This window comes from Comamonas aquatica, from assembly GCF_018064205.1.
Classification (GTDB): Bacteria; Pseudomonadota; Gammaproteobacteria; order Burkholderiales; family Burkholderiaceae_C; genus Comamonas; species Comamonas aquatica.
Map to the genome: position 1 here is coordinate 38704 of NZ_CP072916.1, position 17961 is coordinate 56664.

Annotated in this window: 12 protein-coding genes; 7 read left to right on the forward strand and 5 right to left on the reverse strand. The window is 66.1% G+C overall.

Features of this window, described 5'->3' with window-relative positions:
• Positions 1-41 precede the first annotated feature (41 nt).
• On the reverse strand, positions 42-1013 hold the full coding sequence (locus KAQ61_RS00200) for a LysR family transcriptional regulator (RefSeq protein WP_210930118.1): 972 nt from the start codon (positions 1011-1013) through the stop codon (positions 42-44).
• 149 nt (positions 1014-1162) lie between these two features.
• Here KAQ61_RS00200 and KAQ61_RS00205 point away from each other — a divergent pair, with 149 nt between their 5' ends.
• Positions 1163-2347 (forward strand): MFS transporter, encoded by a 1185-nt coding sequence (locus KAQ61_RS00205; protein WP_210930119.1) that lies wholly within the window; start codon positions 1163-1165, stop codon positions 2345-2347.
• 27 nt (positions 2348-2374) lie between these two features.
• Here the strand turns inward: KAQ61_RS00205 and uvrA are convergent, their stop codons facing one another.
• Complete coding sequence (gene uvrA, locus KAQ61_RS00210; protein ID WP_210930120.1) at positions 2375-8308, reverse strand: excinuclease ABC subunit UvrA; 5934 nt, start codon at positions 8306-8308, stop codon at positions 2375-2377.
• A gap of 170 nt (positions 8309-8478) precedes the next feature.
• Entirely contained in the window at positions 8479-9819 is a 1341-nt protein-coding gene (locus KAQ61_RS00215) for an MFS transporter (RefSeq protein ID WP_210930121.1), read from the reverse strand.
• A 187-nt stretch (positions 9820-10006) separates the two neighbouring features.
• On the opposite strand from KAQ61_RS00215, the gene KAQ61_RS00220 reads away from it, so the two are divergent.
• From KAQ61_RS00220 to KAQ61_RS00245, 6 genes are all read left to right on the forward strand, one after another.
• Positions 10007-10180 carry a hypothetical protein gene (locus KAQ61_RS00220; RefSeq protein WP_210930122.1) on the forward strand — a complete coding sequence of 58 codons (174 nt, stop codon included), beginning with the start codon at positions 10007-10009 and terminating at the stop codon, positions 10178-10180.
• Between the two features lie 62 nt (positions 10181-10242).
• Positions 10243-11289: a ubiquinol oxidase subunit II gene (gene cyoA / locus KAQ61_RS00225; RefSeq protein ID WP_183303626.1), complete on the forward strand. Its 1047-nt coding sequence runs from the start codon at positions 10243-10245 to the stop codon at positions 11287-11289.
• Between the two features lie 127 nt (positions 11290-11416).
• On the forward strand, positions 11417-13354 hold the full coding sequence (gene cyoB / locus KAQ61_RS00230; RefSeq protein ID WP_244983106.1) for a cytochrome o ubiquinol oxidase subunit I: 1938 nt from the start codon (positions 11417-11419) through the stop codon (positions 13352-13354).
• A complete protein-coding gene (cyoC, locus tag KAQ61_RS00235; protein WP_042414457.1) occupies positions 13347-13961 on the forward strand; it encodes a cytochrome o ubiquinol oxidase subunit III in 615 nt (204 codons plus the stop codon). The genes cyoB and cyoC overlap by 8 nt, the downstream gene beginning before the upstream one ends.
• Positions 13962-14426, forward strand: a complete 465-nt coding sequence (cyoD, locus tag KAQ61_RS00240; protein WP_042414455.1) for a cytochrome o ubiquinol oxidase subunit IV — start codon at positions 13962-13964, stop codon at positions 14424-14426.
• Between the two features lie 2 nt (positions 14427-14428).
• A complete protein-coding gene (locus KAQ61_RS00245; protein WP_210930124.1) occupies positions 14429-15205 on the forward strand; it encodes an SURF1 family protein in 777 nt (258 codons plus the stop codon).
• A 604-nt stretch (positions 15206-15809) separates the two neighbouring features.
• Here the strand turns inward: KAQ61_RS00245 and cyoE are convergent.
• Both cyoE and KAQ61_RS00255 read right to left on the reverse strand, forming a co-directional pair.
• Entirely contained in the window at positions 15810-16712 is a 903-nt protein-coding gene (gene cyoE / locus KAQ61_RS00250; RefSeq protein WP_043385416.1) for a heme o synthase, read from the reverse strand.
• Positions 16709-17884, reverse strand: coding sequence for a COX15/CtaA family protein (locus KAQ61_RS00255; RefSeq protein ID WP_210930125.1), 1176 nt, complete (start codon positions 17882-17884; stop codon positions 16709-16711). The genes cyoE and KAQ61_RS00255 overlap by 4 nt, the downstream gene beginning before the upstream one ends.
• Positions 17885-17961: the final 77 nt, after the last annotated feature.

Sequence of the window (17961 nt, forward strand, 5' to 3'; positions counted from 1 at the left end):
ACGGTTGGCGGGAGGACTGCGTGGAAGGCCATGGCGCGATCTTAGGCTCGCCAGGCGGCGGGCAGTTGTTCGGCATGTGCCAGGTCGACGTGGGCCTGCAGAAAGTCCAGCACCGCCCGCGTGCGCGGTGGCAGGCGATCGGGCTTGCCCGGGTAGACGGCGTGGATGGGCTCCAGGTCGCCGGTGTTGAAGTCTTCCAGCACCACCTCCAGCCGGCCGGCCTGCAGGTCCTCCCAGGCGTGGAACAGCGACAGCCGCGCCAACCCGGCGCCGCCCAAAGCCAGGCCGCGCAGCACATCGCCGTCGTTGACGCGCAGCGCCTGGCCGATCTCCACCGCCATGCGCTCGCCCTCGACCAGAAACGGCCAGTGCGGGATCGCACGCGGGTAGGTCCAGCCCATGCGCCGGTGGTCCGCCAGATCCTTCGGGTGCTGCGGCACGCCATGGCGGGCCAGGTAGTCCGGGGCGGCGACGATGACCTGGCGCGTGCAGCCCAGGCGCCGCGCCACCATGTCCGAGGAGGGCAACTGTCCCCAGCGGATGGCGATGTCGATGCTGTCCTCCACCAGGTCCACGATCTGGTCGGTGAAGAACAGCTCCAGCCGGAGACCCGGGTGCGCCGCCATCAGCGGAGCCACCAGCGGCACCAGCAGGCGCTGGCCGGTGGAGGTGCTGGCGCTGATGCGCACCACGCCCTTAGGGGCGCTGCGGGCGGCCACGGTGGCCTCCAGCTCGTCCAGGTCGGCCAGCAGGCGCTTGCCGCGCTCCACGAGTTGCGCCCCTTCGGCTGTCAGTTGCATGCGCCGCGTGCTGCGCTGCAACAACTGCACCCCCAGGCGGGCCTCCAGCCGCGACACGGTCTTGCTGATGGCCGAGGGCGACACACCCATCTGCCGCGCGGCGGCCGACAGGCTGCCCTGTTCGGCCACCAGCACCAGCACCTCCAGTTCGCCGGAGCGGTTGACCTCACTGCCCTGGGCAGCCAAGGGCGACAAGCGGGGGGTGTCGGGCATGGAGTCTCCGGAATTGCAGGGCGGGAACCAGGAGGTAATTTGTTCCGCTTGGGAACAAATGCATTGCCATTATTCCATCTACACAAAGATCCTGGTCGGGGGCACAGTCACCCCCTCGGATTTTTCTGGATACCCCAAGGACCTTTCCCATGCCGCTCTCTCTTCTGGCCCTGGCGGCCGGTGCCTTTGGCATCGGCACCACGGAATTCATCATCATGGGCTTGCTCACCCAGGTCGGCAGCGACCTGGGGATCAGCATTCCCACGGCCGGCACCCTGATCTCGGGCTACGCCATCGGCGTGGCCGTGGGCGCGCCCGTACTGACCCTGCTGACGCGCCACTGGCCGCGCAAGCGCCTGCTGCTGGCACTGATGCTGATCTTCATCGCCGGCAACCTGGCGGCGGTGTTTGCGCCGAACTACACCGCGCTGATGGCGGCGCGGGTGCTGACCTCGCTGACCCACGGCACCTTCTTCGGCGTGGGGGCTGTGGTGGCCACCAGCCTGGTGCCGTTGGAAAAAAAGGCCTCGGCGATCGCGCTGATGTTCTCGGGCCTGACCCTGGCCACCTTGCTGGGCGTGCCCGCCGGGGCCTGGATCGGCCAGCACTTCGGTTGGCGCATGGCCTTCGCTGCCGTGGCGGGTGTGGGCGTGGTGGCCTTCGCCATCCTAGTGGCCTTTGTGCCGCGAGACCTGGGCCGTCCGGCCGTGCCCCCGCTGCAGCAGGAACTGGCCGCGCTGCGCCACCCCCAGGTCTGGCTGGGCCTGGGCATCACCGTGTTCGGGTTTGCCGGCGTGTTCGCGCTCTACACCTACATCGAGCCCTTGCTGACCCAGGTGACCCGGATGGCGGGCAGCCTGGTGGCCCTGACCTTGCTGCTGTTCGGCGCTGGCCTGGCCGCGGGCAACCTGCTGGGCGGCAAGCTGGCCGACCGCGGCGTGCTGCGGGCCCTGACCTGGAGCCTCGTGGCCCTGCTGGTGGTGCTGGCGCTGGGCCGCTGGGCCTTCGGGCACCCGGGCGTGGCCATGGCCTATGTGGTCGTGCTCGGTGTCATGGCCTTTGCCACCGTGGCCCCGATGCAGATGCGCGTGCTGGACCAGGCCGGTCCCCACGGCGCCAACCTGGTGTCCAGCCTGAACATCGCGGCCTTCAACCTGGGCAATGCACTGGGGGCCTGGGCCGGTGGCCTGGCCCTGGCCGGGGGGCTGGGCCTGGTGCACCTGGGCTGGGTCGCCGCCGCGCTGACGGCCGTGGGCCTGCTGCTGACGGCCTGGAGCCGTTACCTGCCGGTACGCCACCCTGTGCCCCAGACCTGCGATTTGGCGCGGGCCTGAGGCGGGCCAGCGGGGCGGGCTGGCCGCTCAGGCGGTACGCGCCAGCACCGGCGCAATCGCCTGGCCCGTGTGCGTGCCCAGGGCCACCACCTCTTCGGGGGTGCCGGCGGCCACAATGCAGCCACCGCCGCTGCCGCCTTCGGGGCCCAGGTCGATGATCCAGTCGGCCTCGGCGATCACGTCCAGGTCGTGCTCGATGACGATCACGCTGTGGCCGCCGTCCACCAGGCGGTGCAGCACGCGGATCAGCTTGTCCACGTCGGCCATGTGCAGGCCCACGGTGGGTTCGTCCAGCACATACAGCGTGTGGGGCGCCTTGTTGCCGCGCTTGGTGATGTCGTCGCGCACCTTGGTCAGCTCGGTCACCAGCTTGATGCGCTGGGCCTCGCCGCCGCTCAGCGTGGGCGAGGGCTGGCCCAGCGTCAGATAGCCCAGGCCCACGTCCTTCAGTAGTTGCAGCGGGTGGGCGATGCTGGGCATGGAGGCAAAGAACTCCACGGCCTCGTCCACCTCCATCTGCAGCACGTCGCCAATGCTCTTGCCGCGCCAGGTGACGGCCAGCGTCTCGGGGTTGAAGCGCGCGCCCTGGCAGGTTTCGCAGGGCACCTTCACATCGGGCAGGAAACTCATCTCGATGGTGCGCATGCCCTGGCCTTCGCAGGCCGGGCAGCGGCCTTCGCCGGTATTGAAACTGAAGCGCCCCGCGCCGTAACCACGGGCCTTGGCCTCCAAAGTATCGGCAAACAGCTTGCGGATGGTGTCCCAGAAACCGATGTAGGTGGCGGGGCAGCTGCGCGGGGTCTTGCCGATCGGCGTCTGGTCCACCTCCAGCACGCGGTCGATGGCTTCCGTGCCCCAGACGGCTTCACAGCCGACCAGCGTTGGTGTCTGGCCCGCTTGCGCCGCTTCGCGGCCCGCCTTGGTGGCGCGCTGGCTGACGAGGCTGGCCACATTGGTCAGCAGCACATCGCGCGCCAGCGTGGATTTGCCGGAGCCGGACACGCCGGTGATGGCCACCAGACGCTGGAGGGGTACGCTGGCTTCGATGTCCTGCAGGTTGTGCAGGTTCGCGCCATTCACCACCAGCCAGTGCAGCGGGCCGGTGGCTTGGCTGGGGTTGGCCAGCTCGGCATTCAGGGCGGCGCTGTCGGCGGCCAAGGCGGTGGCGGCATCGGCCGCGATCTGCTTTTTGGTGCGTTTTTTGGGTTTTGTGCTCGCTGCATCTGCGCTGGCAGCTTCTGTTGGGATAGCGGCTGCATCCGCCACGCCATGCACCGCACGGCGCGCCTGGTAGGGGTGGCGCATGGCGTGCAGCAGGTAGCGGCCGGTTTGCGAATCGGCGGCGGCCATGATGTCGGCCGGCGTGCCCTGGGCCACGAGCTGGCCGCCGCGCTTGCCCGCGCTGGGGCCGATGTCGATCACGTGGTCGGCACGGCGGATGGTGTCTTCGTCGTGCTCCACCACCACCAGGGTGTTGCCCTTGTCACCCAGCTTGTGCAGGGCGTTGAGCAGGATGTGGTTGTCGCGCGCATGCAGGCCGATGGTGGGTTCGTCCAGCACATAGCACACGCCCTGCAGGTTGCTGCCCAGCTGCGCCGCCAGGCGGATGCGCTGTGCCTCGCCGCCGGACAGCGTGGGCGCGCCCCGGTCCAGGGTCAGGTAGTTCAGCCCGACCTCCTCCAGGAATTCCAGGCGGCCCAGGATTTCCGGCAGCAGGTCGCGCGCGATGTCGGTTTCGCGGCCGGTCGTCGTCAGCTGCTGGAACCACTGGCGCAGCGCGCTGACCGACAGGTGGGCCAGCTCGGTGATGGTCTTGCCGTGGAAGCGCACGGCGCGGGCGCGGGCGTTCAGGCGTGTGCCCTCGCAGGTCGGGCAGGTGCATTCCTCCAGGTCTTCGACCTCGTTGGCGGTCAGCGTCAGCTCGCGGCCGCGGTTGTCTTCGGCCAGGGTGCTGTCGTCGTAGACCTTGCGCTGCTCCTTGGTTAGCTTCACGCCCGTGCCCACGCAGTCGGGGCACCAGCCGTGCTTGCTGTTGTAGCTGAACAGGCTGGGCTCCAGCTCGGCATAGCTGGTGGCGCAGACCGGGCAGGCGCGCTGGGTGGAGAACACTTGCAGCGTGCCCACGCCCTTGCCCTGCTCGGGCGCCCCAATCGCGGCCTCCAGGGTGTCGATGCCGGACAGCACATGGACCACGCCCTTGCCGATCTCCAGCGTCTTGGCCAACTGCGCGCGCAGCTCTTTCTCGTTGGCCGCCGTGACCTTGACGCTGGCCACGGGCAGCTCGATGGTGTGTTCCTTGAAGCGGTCCAGGCGCGGGAAGCCCGTGGTCGGCAGGAAGGCGCCGTCCACGCGCAGGTGCGTGTAGCCCTTGGGGCGGGCCCAGTCGGCCAGCTCGGTGTACACGCCCTTGCGGTGCACCACCAGCGGGGCCAGCAGGCCGATGTGCTGGCCCTTGAACTGGGTCAGCAACTGGGCGGCAATGCGCTCGGGCGTTTGCGGCTCCACGGCGGCGCCGTCGTGCACGCAGTGCTGGGTGCCCAGCTTCACGTACAGCAGGCGCAGGAAGTGCCAGACCTCGGTGGTCGTGCCCACGGTGGACTTGCGCCCGCCGCGCGACAGGCGCTGCTCGATGGCCACGGTGGGCGGAATGCCCCAGACGGCATCCACCTCGGGTCGGCCCGCGGGCTGCACGATGGAGCGCGCATAGGCGTTCAGCGATTCGAGATAGCGGCGTTGGCCTTCGTTGAACAGGATGTCAAACGCCAGCGTGGACTTGCCCGAGCCGGACACGCCGGTCACCACATTGAACTTGCCGCGCGGAATGTCCACGCTCAGGCCCTTGAGGTTGTGCTCGCGGGCGTTGACGATTTCAATGGCATTTTTGCCTGCTGGCGCTTTGCGGGCGGGCGCTGACAGCTCTTTTTTGTAGAGCATGGGCGCCACTTCTTCGACCAGCTGGCCGCCCACGCCCATGGCCAGGTCGTACTCGCGCAGCGCCTGCGCGGTGTGCGAGCCCTTGACTTGGCGCACGTCCTCGGGCGTGCCCTGGGCCACGATCTGGCCGCCGCCGTCGCCGCCCTCGGGACCCAGGTCGATCAGCCAGTCGCTGGCGCGGATCACGTCCAGGTTGTGCTCGATGACGATCAGGCTGTGGCCCGCCTCCAGCAGCTTGCGCAGCGCGCGCATCAGCTTGGCGATGTCTTCGAAGTGCAGGCCGGTGGTGGGCTCGTCGAACAGGAACAGCGTGCCCTTGCGCGCAATCTTTTGCTTGGATTTGGAGGCGGTCTTGGCCGCCTCGGCCAGAAAGCCTGCCAGCTTCAGCCGCTGGGCTTCGCCGCCCGACAGCGTGGGCACGGGCTGGCCCAGCTTCACGTACTCCAGCCCCACATCGACGATGGGCTGCAGGGCGCGCAGGACCTCGGCATCCTGGCGGAACAGCTGGGCGGCCTCGGCCACCGTCAGCTCCAGCACATCGGCCACGTTCAGGGCGCGGCCATCGCGTTCCAGGGTGATTTCCAGAATCTCGGCGCGGTAGCGGCTGCCGTTGCAGTCGGGGCAGCGCAGGTAGACGTCGGACAGGAACTGCATCTCCACGTGCTCGAAGCCCGAGCCGCCGCAGGTGGGACAGCGGCCATCGCCGCTGTTGAAGCTGAACTTGCTGGCCGTGTAGCCGCGCTGGGCCGACAGCGGGGCCAGCGCAAACAGCTCGCGCAGGCTGTCCCACGCGCCCACGTACGAGACGGGGTTGGAGCGTGCGGTCTTGCCGATCGGCGACTGGTCGACAAACACCACGTCGGCCAGGTGGTCGGCGCCCAGCAGGCGGTCGTGCGCGCCGGGGCTGTCGGTGGGCTTGCCAAAGTGGCGCAGCAGGGCCGGGGCCAGGATGTCCTGGATCAGCGAGGATTTGCCCGAACCCGACACGCCGGTGATGGTGACCAGGCGTTGCAGCGGGAAGTCCACATTGAGGTTCTGCAGGTTGTGCTGGCGTGCGCCTTCCAGAATCAGGCGCGGGGTGGATTCGGTCACCATGCGCTTCACGCCAAAGCCCACCTGCTTGCGCCCGCCCAGGTAGGCGCCGGTCAGGGTGTCGGCGCGCTTGAGTTCCTCGGGCGTGCCGTCGAACACGATCTGCCCGCCGCGCGCACCGGGGCCCGGGCCCATGTCGATCATGCGGTCGGCGGCAAACATCACGGCCGGGTCGTGCTCCACCACCACCAGGGTGTTGCCGGCATCGCGCAGACGGTGCATGGCCTGGGTGATGCGCTCCATGTCGCGCGGGTGCAGGCCGATGCTGGGCTCGTCCAGCACAAACAGCGTGTTGACCAGGCTGGTGCCCAGCGCGGTGGTCAGGTTGATGCGCTGCACCTCGCCGCCGGACAGCGTGCGGCTTTGCCGGTCCAGCGTGAGGTAGCCAATGCCCACGTCCACCAGGTACTTCAGGCGCGTGCCGATTTCTTCGTTCAGCAGCTTCAACGCCTGCAGCTCGCCCTCGGCCAGCCCGGTCTGGTTGCCCAGGTGCAGGCTGTCGAAGAAGCTGCGCAGCCGCGTGATGGGCAGGCGCATCAGGTCGTGCAGGCACAGGCCGGGCAGGGCTTCGAGCTGGGCACGGCTCCAGGCCACGCCGGTGGGCAGGAAGCGTTGTGCAGGGGGCAGCACCGCATCGGCCTGCGCCTTGCTGCCGATGCGCCACAGCAGGCTTTCGGTCTTCAGGCGTGCGCCGGCGCAGGTGGGGCATTCCGTGTAGCTGCGGTACTTGGACAGCAGCACGCGGATGTGCATCTTGTAGGTCTTGGTTTCCAGGTACTCGAAGAAGCGGCGGATGCCGTACCACTGCTTGTTCCACTGGCCTTTCCAAAGCGGCGAGCCTTCGATCACCCAGTGTTTCTGTTCCGGGGTCAGCTTGCTCCAGGCGATGTCGCGTGGGATGCCTTCGGCCTCGGCATGGCGCATCAGGTCGTCCTGGATCTCCTTCCAGCCGGGCGTCTGGATGGGCTTGATGGCCCCGGTGCGCAGCGTGAGCTTGTCGTTGGGAATCACCAGGCCCCAATCCACGCCAATCACGCGGCCAAAACCCCGGCAGGCGTCGCAGGCACCCACGGCGGAGTTGAAGGAGAACAGCGACGGCATGGGCGCGGTGTAGCTGAGGTTGCTCTCGGGGCAGTGCAGACCCTGCGAGAACTTCCACGTCTCCGCCTCACCCGCTTCGGGCATGACGTACACGGTCAGGTGGCCGTTGCCGCGCTTGAGGGCGACCTCGATGGCCTCCATGGCCCGGGCGCGCTCCACGCGACTGAAGCGGAAGCGGTCGGCCACCACGTCCAGCACCTTGATACTTTCGGGGGCGGCGGCCTTGGCCTTCTTGCCCTTGGCGGGTTCTTCGACGGTGGCCGCACGCTCGACGTCGCGTTCGGCCTGCACCTTGGTGAAGCCGCTGGCCGACAGCCATTGCTCCACTTCTTCCTGCGAGGTGTTGGCGGGCAACTCGACCGGGAAGGTCAGCGCAATCCGCGGGTCACCGGCCTGTTCGCAGCGCTGCTGCAGGGCGGCAAAGATGGTCTCGGCCGTGTCGTGCTGCACGGGCAGGGTGGTCTGGCGGTCGAACAGATGGGCAGCGCGCGCGAACAGCAGCTTGAGGTGGTCGTTCAGCTCCGTCATCGTGCCCACGGTGGAGCGGGAGTTGCGCACCGGGTTGGTCTGGTCAATGGCAATCGCCGGCGGCACGCCTTCGACACGGTCCACGGCCGGCTTGTCCATGCGGTCCAGGAACTGGCGCGCGTAGGCGCTGAAGGTTTCCACGTAGCGGCGCTGGCCTTCGGCAAACAGGGTGTCGAACACCAGGCTGGACTTGCCTGAGCCGCTGGGCCCAGTGACGACGGTCAATTCGCCCGTGCGGATGTCCACATCCACGTTCTGCAGGTTGTGTTGGCGTGCGCCACGGATGCGGATCTGGCCTTGGGTCATGGTGTGCTGCGCGAAGAAGAAGCGTCAAAAACAAAGCGGCCGACCATTCTAGGCAGGCTGATGCCGTGGATCGGCCGGTCTGGTCAAAGCGCATGCGGTCCGTGCTGGTAAACGGGCAGCAAAAAGGCCTGCTGGTGACAGCAGGCCTGGGGTGGTGCGGCGTGGAGGCCTTATTTGCGCGAGGTCTCCAGCGCCCGGTTGATGCCCAGCGCGGCCAGGGTGCAGACGGCCCCCGACAGCAGGTAGCCACCGACCGCCACCGGACCGAAATGCGAGGACAGGTACAGGGCCACCAGCGGCGCCAGGGCCGCGCCCAGCAGCCAGGCGAGGTCGGCCGAGTAGGCCGCCCCCACAAAGCGGAACTTGCGCGAGAAGTTGGCCGTGACCGTGCCCGAGGATTGGCCGTACGACAGGCCCAGCAGCGCAAAGCCAATCAGGATGAACAGGTTCTGGCCGGCGGTGCCGCCATTGAGCAGCATCGGGGTGGCAAAGCTGAACAAGCCGATCAGCACCGCCATGGCGCCCAGGGTGTTGCGACGGCCAAAGCGGTCCGCCATCCAGCCCGACAGCACGATGGCCGCGCAGGCCACCAGCGCACCCGCCACCTGGGTCCACAGGATCTGCGGGGGCGAGGCTTCGCCGTACAAGGTCATCCAGGACAGCGGGAACACGGTGACCAGGTGGAACAGGGCAAAGCTGGCCAGCGCGGCCAGCGCGCCCAGGAACACGTTGCGGCCCTCACCGCTGCGCGCCAGCTCGAGCGTGGGCGTGGGCGTGAGCTCCAGGGTCTGGAACATGGTGGTGTAGCTCTCGTCGGCGACCAGGCGCAGGCGGGCAAACAGGGCCACCACGTTGATGGCAAAGGCCACGCAGAAAGGATAGCGCCAGCCCCAGGCCAGAAGCTCCTCGTGCGAGAGTTGGGTGTAGATGTAGGCGAACACCGAGGCGGCCGCCACGAAGCCGATCGGCGCACCCAGTTGCCCGATCATGGCGTACCAGCCCCGCTTGGCCTTGGGCGCATTCATCGCCAGCAAGGACGGCAGCCCTTCCCAGGAGCCGCCCACGGCCAGACCCTGCGCCACGCGCAGGCCTACCAGCCACCAGATGGCCGCCACGCCGATGCTTTCATAGCCCGGCAGCAGGGCGATGCCCACGGTGGCGCTGCCCAGCAGGAACAGGGCAATCGTCAGCTTGACGGCCATGCCCCAGCGGCGCTGCACGGCCATGCCCACGGCCGTGCCGACCGGCCGCGCGATGAAGGCCAGTGCGAACACGGCAAAGGCGGCCAACATGCCGTTGAGCGTGGTCAGGAAGGGGAAGTACACATACGGGAACACCAGCACGCAGGCGATGCCGAACACGAAGAAGTCGAAGTATTCGGAGGCCCGGCCGATGATCACGCCGGCGGCGATTTCGCCTGGGCTCACGTCGTCGTGGCTGTGGGCGGGTGCCTGTCGTTGGTCGATGGATGCAGAACCAGAAGGGGTGCCAGGGTGGGCCAAGCTGTTCATAGGTGCAATCTCCTCGAAACAATGCACCTCTTGTACGCCGCTTGATATGTATCAACAAGCGAGATTTGTCTGCCTGCCGTGTAGGAAAAGGGTTTATCGGGAGATGGATGCGACACCAAAGTGGCAAAAACCATGCTCTGAAAGTGGGCGTGGTCTGTGGCGAGCTTGCCCCAATGTGGGGACGCCCTTGACATTTATCAACGGGTTTTATTTATTTCAGGATTTCCTGAAAAAACAAGGATTTAGAGATGGCTTGACGGCCATCAATGGACAAGGCGGATTGTCAAATTCCTACAGAAAGACAACACGCGGCACTGCGTTGAGTGCCAAGGGGACGCCAGAAGATGGGTGGGCGGAGTAAATTCGGCAGGTTTTGTAATCCGCGTTTACACCTAACAACGCGCGTTTTTTCGCGTTCACAGCATGCCTACATCCACGGAAAACCGCGGGCCAGCTTGGCTCGCTGCCGCGGCTCTGCTAGCGACCCTCACGGGTTGCAGCAAGGCCGTCGTGCTCAATCCCGCAGGGGACATTGCTGCTCAGCAAGGCGACTTGGTGGTGACTGCCACCTTGTTGATGCTGATCATCATCGTTCCCGTGATCCTGCTGACCCTGTTGTTTGCCTGGAAGTACCGCCAGTCGAACACCGAGGCCGAGTACGACCCGGAATGGCACCACTCGACCGCTCTGGAGCTGGTCATCTGGAGTGTTCCATTAATCATCATTATTGCTTTGGGCGCTTTGACCTGGATCAGCACCCACAAGCTGGACCCTTATCGTCCCTTGGACCGCATCTCGGAAACCAAGCCCCTGGACCCCAACGTCCAGCCGCTGGAAGTGCAGGTGGTGTCCATGGACTGGAAGTGGCTGTTCCTGTACCCCGAGCAAGGCATTGCCACGGTGAACGAATTTGCCGCGCCGGTGGACCGTCCCATTCGCTTCAAGCTGACCGCCACCTCGACCATGGCCGCGTTCTATGTGCCTGATCTGGCGGGCATGATCTATGCCATGCCTGGCATGGAGACCCAGCTGAACGCCGTGATCAACAAGGAAGGTACCTTTAAGGGAATGAACTCGCACTACAGCGGTGCGGGCTTCTCGGGCATGACCTTCAAGTTCCACGGCCTGAGCAACGAAGGCTTCGACGCCTGGGTGCAGCAGGCCAAGACCGAAGGCAAGGTGCTCGATCGTGCCTCCTACCTGGACCTGGTCAAGCCCAGCGAGCGTCACCCTGTGACCCGCTTCTCGTCCGTGCAGGATGGGCTCTACAACCGCGTGCTGAACATGTGCGTGGAAGAGGGAAAGATGTGCATGCACCACATGATGGCCATCGACGCTGCTGGCGGCGCGGCCTACATGAAGAAGGTGGGCCTGAACCTGCCTGACGATGTGTGCTCGGTGGAGAACGCAGACCGCGTGGTGGCCCTCCTGGACCAGCGCGATTCCCAGGGTGCTGTGGCACAGCAATAAGCAAGGACGGCGGCCTTGATGCGCTCCGGCGCGTCAGGCAGCCACTGAAAGAGACACAACTATGTCTGGACAAACAACGCTGCCCCACGATCCGCTGATTGGGCGGATCAGCTGGGACTCCATACCGATGGCGCATGAGCCCATCGTGCTGTGGACCTTTATTGCCGTGGTGCTCGGCGGCCTCGTGATGATGGCCGCACTGACCAAGTTCAAGCTGTGGGGTCCCCTGTGGCGCGACTGGATCTGCTCGATCGACCACAAGAAGATCGGCATCATGTACATCATCCTGGGTATCGTCATGCTGCTGCGCGGTTTTGCCGACGCGGTGATGATGCGTATCCAGCAGGCCATGGCCTTTGGTGACAACCTGGGCTACCTGCCTCCGCACCACTACGACCAGATCTTCACCGCGCACGGCGTGATCATGATCTTCTTCGTGGCCATGCCCTTGGTCACGGGTTTCATGAACTACCTGATCCCGCTGCAGATCGGCGCGCGCGACGTGTCGTTCCCCTTCCTGAACAACTTCTCGTTCTGGATGACCACCACCGGCGCCGTGCTGGTGATGGTGTCGCTGTTCCTGGGTGAGTTCTCGACCTCCGGCTGGCTGGCGCTGTCCAATCTGGGCAACCAGAACCCGGGTGTGGGTCTGGATTACTACATCTGGGCGCTGCAGCTGTCGGGTGTGGGCACCACGCTGTCGGGTATCAACCTGATCGTGACCATCATCAAGATGCGTGCCCCCGGCATGAACCTGATGAAGATGCCCGTGTTCGTGTGGACCTCGCTGTGCACCAACGCGCTGATCGTCGCCTCGTTCCCGATCCTGACCGCAGCCCTGGTGCTGATGTCCATGGACCGCTACTTCGGCACGCAGTTCTTCACGAACGAGCTGGGCGGCAACCCCATGCTGTACGTGAACCTGATCTGGATCTGGGGCCACCCTGAGGTCTACATCCTGGTGCTGCCTGTCTTCGGCATCTTCTCCGAAATCGTGGCGACCTACTCCAAGAAGCGCCTGTTCGGCTACACCTCCATGGTGTACGCGACCGTGTGTATCACCGTGCTGTCCTGGCTGGTGTGGCTGCACCACTTCTTCACCATGGGGTCCGGCGCAGCGGTGAATACCTTCTTCGGTATCACCACGATGATCATCTCGATCCCCACGGGCGCGAAGATCTTCAACTGGCTGTTCACCATGTACAAGGGCCGCATTGCCTTCAAGCCGCCCATGATGTGGACGGTGGGCTTCATGTGCACCTTCGCCATCGGTGGTATGACCGGCGTGCTGCTGGCTGTGCCTCCTGCTGACTTCGTGCTGCACAACTCGCTGTTCCTGATTGCCCACTTCCACAACGTGATCATCGGTGGCGTGGTGTTCGGTCTGCTGGCCGGTATCAACTATTGGTTCCCCAAGGCCTTCGGCTACCGTCTCAACGAGTTCTGGGGCAAGGTGTCCTTCTGGTGCTGGCTGGTCGGCTTCTGGGTCGCCTTCACACCGCTGTACATCCTGGGCCTGATGGGCGTGACCCGCCGCGTGAGCCATTTTGACGACCAATCGCTGCAGATCTGGTTCGTGATCGCTGCCGTCGGCGTGGCCATCATCGCCTGCGGTATCGGTGCCTTCCTGCTGCAACTGGTGGTGTCCTACTTCCAGCGCGACAAGCTGCGTGACGTGACGGGCGACCCCTGGGGCGGCCGTACCCTGGAGTGGGCGACATCCTCGCCACCTCCCGCGTACAACTTTGCCAAGACCCCCGTGGTGTACGACATCGACGCCTGGTGGGACATGAAGAAGCACGGCTACCAGCGTCCGCTGAACGGCTTCGAAGACCTGCACATGCCCAAGAACACGGGCGCCGGCTTTGTGATCTCCATGATCGCCATGGTGCTGGGCTTTGCGCTGATCTGGCACATCTGGTGGCTGGCCGTGGTGTCCTTCGTCGGCATGATCCTGGCTTCGATCATCCACACCTTCAACTACAACCGCGACTACTACATCCCTGCAGCTGAAGTGCAGGCGACGGAAGACGCACGTACTGAACAGCTCGCACGCCATGTCTAATATTTCCATCCAAGCGGGTCAGCGCGAGTACCACCCCGCGCACGAGCCCCATCCCGAGAACGGCACTTCGCTGGGCTTCTGGCTGTACCTGATGAGCGACTGCCTCATCTTCGCAGCCCTGTTCGCCACCTTCGGCGTGCTGGGTCGCAGCTACGCCGGCGGCCCCACGGGCGCCGAGCTGTTCGACCTGAAGCTAGTGGCCCTGAACACGGCCTTCCTGCTGATCTCGTCGATCACCTTCGGCTTTGCGCTGATCCAGAAGCAAAAGGGCAACCTGAAGGGCACCCTGACCTGGCTGGCCATCACAGGCCTGTTCGGTCTGGCCTTCCTGGCGGTGGAACTGTATGAGTTCGCGCACCTGATGCACGAAGGCCTGACACCCCAGTCCAGCGCCTTCGGCTCGGCCTTCTTCACCCTGGTGGGCACCCACGGTCTGCACGTGACCTTCGGTCTGATCTGGCTGATCGTGCTGATGATCCAGCTGGGCAAGCATGGCCTGACCCGTGAAAACAACCGCCGCCTGATGTGCCTGTCGATGTTCTGGCACTTCTTGGACGTGGTCTGGATCGGTGTGTTCACCTTTGTGTATTTGATGGGGGTGCTGTAAATGAGCGCGCATGATCTGCATGCTGGTCACGACGACCACCATGGTGAGGAAGAGATTCACGTCACCACCGGCGGCTACGTCACCGGCTTTATCCTGGCGGTCATCCTGACCGTGATCCCCTTCTGGCTGGTCATGGCCAAGGTGATTGACAACCGTGCCACCGCCGCGATGGTGCTGGGCCTGTTTGCCGCCGTGCAGGTGGTGGTCCACATGTACTTCTTCCTGCACATGAACGGCAAGATCCAGGGCGGCTGGACCATGTTGTCCACCATCTTCTCGGTGGTCTTCGTGGCCATCACCCTGGCGGGTACCTTGTGGGTCATGTTCCACATGAACACCAACATGATGCCCAGCCACACCGACCTGCCTCCGGTGGACCAGCCCGCGGTCGCGGCGCCGGCCCCTGCGGCCGTGCAACCCGCGGCAGAACCTGCCGCCGCACACAGTGGCCACAGCAGCAACTGAACATGACGGTTGACACCACGAGGGCGCCCCGGCGCTCTCGCTCCACCTTCGTGAAGGCGGTGCTCGCGCTAGCGGGCATCGCCCTTTTTATTTCCTTCCTCAGCCTGGGCACCTGGCAGGTGCAGCGCCGCGCCTGGAAGCTGGACCTGATCGAGCGGGTCAACACCCGCGTGCACAGCGCCCCCGTGCCGGTGCCGGCTGTGGCGGCATGGCCGCAGGTGCAGCCGCCCACGCATGAATACCTGCCCGTGCAGGCCCAGGGCCAGTGGATGGAAGGGCGCAGCGTGCTGACCCAGGCCGTGACCGAGCTGGGCGCCGGCTTCTGGCTGCTGACGCCGCTGCAGCAGGCCGATGGCAACCAGCTGCTGGTGAACCGCGGCTTTGTGCCTGCGGAGCAGCGCAAGGACTTCGCCGACCGCATCGCCGCCGCACCGCAGGAGGCTGCGGGCGCGACCGTGACGGTGGAAGGCCTGCTGCGCTTTTCCGAGCCCAAGGGCGGCTTCATGCGGGACAACGTGCCTGCGGAAGACCGCTGGCATTCGCGCGATGTGCAGGCGATCGCCCAGGCCAAGGGCCTGCAGCAGGCGGCCCCGTTCTTTGTCGATCAGGGCCTGCCTGGCGCCGCCGTGGCGGCCACCTGGCCACGGCCGGGGCTGACGGTGATCCAGTTCACCAACACCCATGCGGTCTATGCGCTGACCTGGTACGGCCTGGCCCTGATGGTGGTCGGCGCGGCCTGGCTGGTGGTGCGCCACGAGCGGCGCAAACGGTCGACCTGAGCGGGACTGTCGGCACCGACCCGGATCCTTCCGACGGGAGCCCGGCTCCCCATCCCCTCTAAGGCCGCGCATGCGGCCTTTGTTTTTTTTGCATAGCAGCCTGAACAGGCTGGACGGGCGCTGCAGGCCTTTGGGGCTGAAATGTGGGCGGTGTGACACCATTGATGGAGTGCCTGGTCTGGAAGTGGAACGTGGCGCGGGTGCCAGGCCGCTGCCTCCACCCACAAGGCCGCGATGATGGCCTTGTGAGATCTGGGCTTGGTGGTGTGCTGTGAGCGGCGCAGACGGCCGTCCTGAGCGGGGCGGCCTGGACCGACCCAGATCCTTCCGACGGTAGTTCTGCGTCCACCCGCTCCCAGGCCGCGCGCGGCCCTTGTTTTGCATAGCAGTCTGCGCAGGCTGGACACGCGCTGTAGACCTTTTTGTTCGACATATAGGCAGCCTTACTCCGTCGAGTGAGCACCGTGCCTGGAGGTGGTGCGTGACGCGGGTCGGAGGTACTCGCCCAAAAAACAAGGCCGCAATGGCGGCCTTGGGGGGTGCGGGTGCTGAGTGCTGCCCGCGTGGGCTGGACAGAGGCGCTGGAGCGCCGTTAGCGGGGCGCTCAGGTCACCAGGTAGTGGTCGATCAGCAGGGCGGCAAACACGCCGCTCAGGTGGATCAGCGAGAAGCGGAAGGTCTTGCGCGCCAGGGCGTCCGAATAGTGCATCCACAGGCGCAGCGCATACCAGCTGAAGCCCAGGCACAGTGCCGAGGCCACGGTGAAGTACAGCCAGCCGCTCATGCCGAAGATCACCGGCAGCAGGCACCCGGCAAACAGCACCAGGGTGTACAGCAGGATCTGCAGCTGGGTGTACTTGGCGCCGTGCGTCACGGGCAGCATGGGCAGGCCGGACTTGCGGTAGTCGTCCACGCGGTACAGCGCCAGCGCCCAGAAGTGCGGGGGCGTCCACAGGAAGATGATGAGGAACAGGATCAGCGCCTCGGGGCTGACCTGGCCGGTCATGGCCGCCCAGCCCAGCACGGGGGGCATGGCGCCCGAGGCGCCGCCGATGACGATGTTCTGCGGCGTGGCGGGCTTGAGCACCACGGTGTAGATCACGGCATAGCCGATGAAGGTGGCCAGCGTCAGCCACATGGTCAGGGTGTTGGTGAAGGCCAGCAGGATGGCCGCGCCGGCCGTGCACAGGATGGCCGAGAAGGCCAGGGCCTGCTGGGGCGTCAGATCGCCCTTGGCCGTGGGGCGCCAGCTGGTGCGCTTCATGCGCGCATCAATGTGGCGCTCGACCAGGCAGTTGAAGGCCGCCGCCGCCGCCGACACCAGCCAGATGCCCAGGCAGGCCACGGCCATGTCGCCCAACTGCTGGAACGTCGGCACGCCGGGGATGGCCAAGACCATGCCGATCAGGGCGCAGAACACGATCAGCTGCACCACGCGGGGCTTGGTCAGCGCGTAAAACTGGCTCCAGCGCGAGCCTTGGGTGTCACTCAAAGTCTGTGCAGTCATGCCACAACTCTCCGTGCGCCGTGGGGCGCCTGTGTATCGTCTTGCAGCGCGGGTGCGCTGTGGGTGCGGGTGGCGGCCAGGGCCCAGGTCATCACCGTGACCAGGGCGGCCGCGCCGCCGGTGTGCAGCACGGCGGCCACCAGGGGCCAGTCCAGCACCACGTTGGACAGGCCCGTCAGAAATTGCAGGCCGATCAGGCCCAGCAGCCAGCGGCCCTGGCCGGCCAGGGCCGGCTGCCTGCGCATCGCCAGGGCCACGGCGACCACGGCCGCGATCACCCCATAGGCTGCCAGGCGGTGGACGTAGTGGATGGCGGTCAGCGCCGCGAAACTGATGTGGCTGCCGTCGGACAGCAGGCCCAGCGGGCGCCAGATCTCGAACGCCTGGGCAAAGTCCATCGCCGGCCACCACTGGCCGTTGCAGTCCGGGAAGGTGGAGCAGGCCAGCACGGCGTAGTTGGTGCTGACCCAGCCGCCCAGCGCCACCTGGGCGAACAGCAGCGCCAGACAGGCCCACAGCGCCGCGCGCAACGTGCCGGGAATGGGGGCGGGGGGCTGGCGCAGCACGGCCTGCTGGTGGCCCACGGCCTGCACGCACAGCAGCACCAGCAGCAGCAGGCCGCCCAGCAGGTGCAGGGTGACGATGGCCGGGAACAGCTTCATGGTCACCGTCAGCGCGCCGAAGGCGCCCTGGATCAGCACCCAGACCAGCGTGGCCGTGGCCCACCAGGGGTGGCGCGGGCCGTGCAGCGGGGCCTTGCGGTGCTCGCGCCAGGCCAGCAGCACCAGGGCGATGATGAGCACGCCCACGGTGGTGGCCAGGTAGCGGTGGATCATCTCGATCCAGGCCTTGCTGAAGGTCACCGGCCCGGTGGGCATGGCGGTCTGGGCGGCGGTGATCTCGGCGTGCGCGCCCAGGGGGCTGGTGTTGCCATAGCAGCCCGGCCAGTCGGGGCAGCCCAGGCCAGAATCGGTCAGCCGCGTGAAGGCGCCGAACAGCACCAGGTCGAAGGTCAGGAACAGGGTCAGCAGGCCCAGGGCCTGCAGGCGGCGGGCAGGGCCGGCGCCGCGGTTGCGGTGCCAGACCCACAGCAGCGGGGCCAGGGCGATGACGGCACCCAGGGCCATCAGTTCAAGCAGCGGCGCTAAATCGTAAAGAGGCTGTTCGCCCATCAGCACTCCTCAACAAGCATTGGCTGAAACATGTCCGACGAAGATTGGCACAGACCCGCATCCACAGGGCGGGCAGA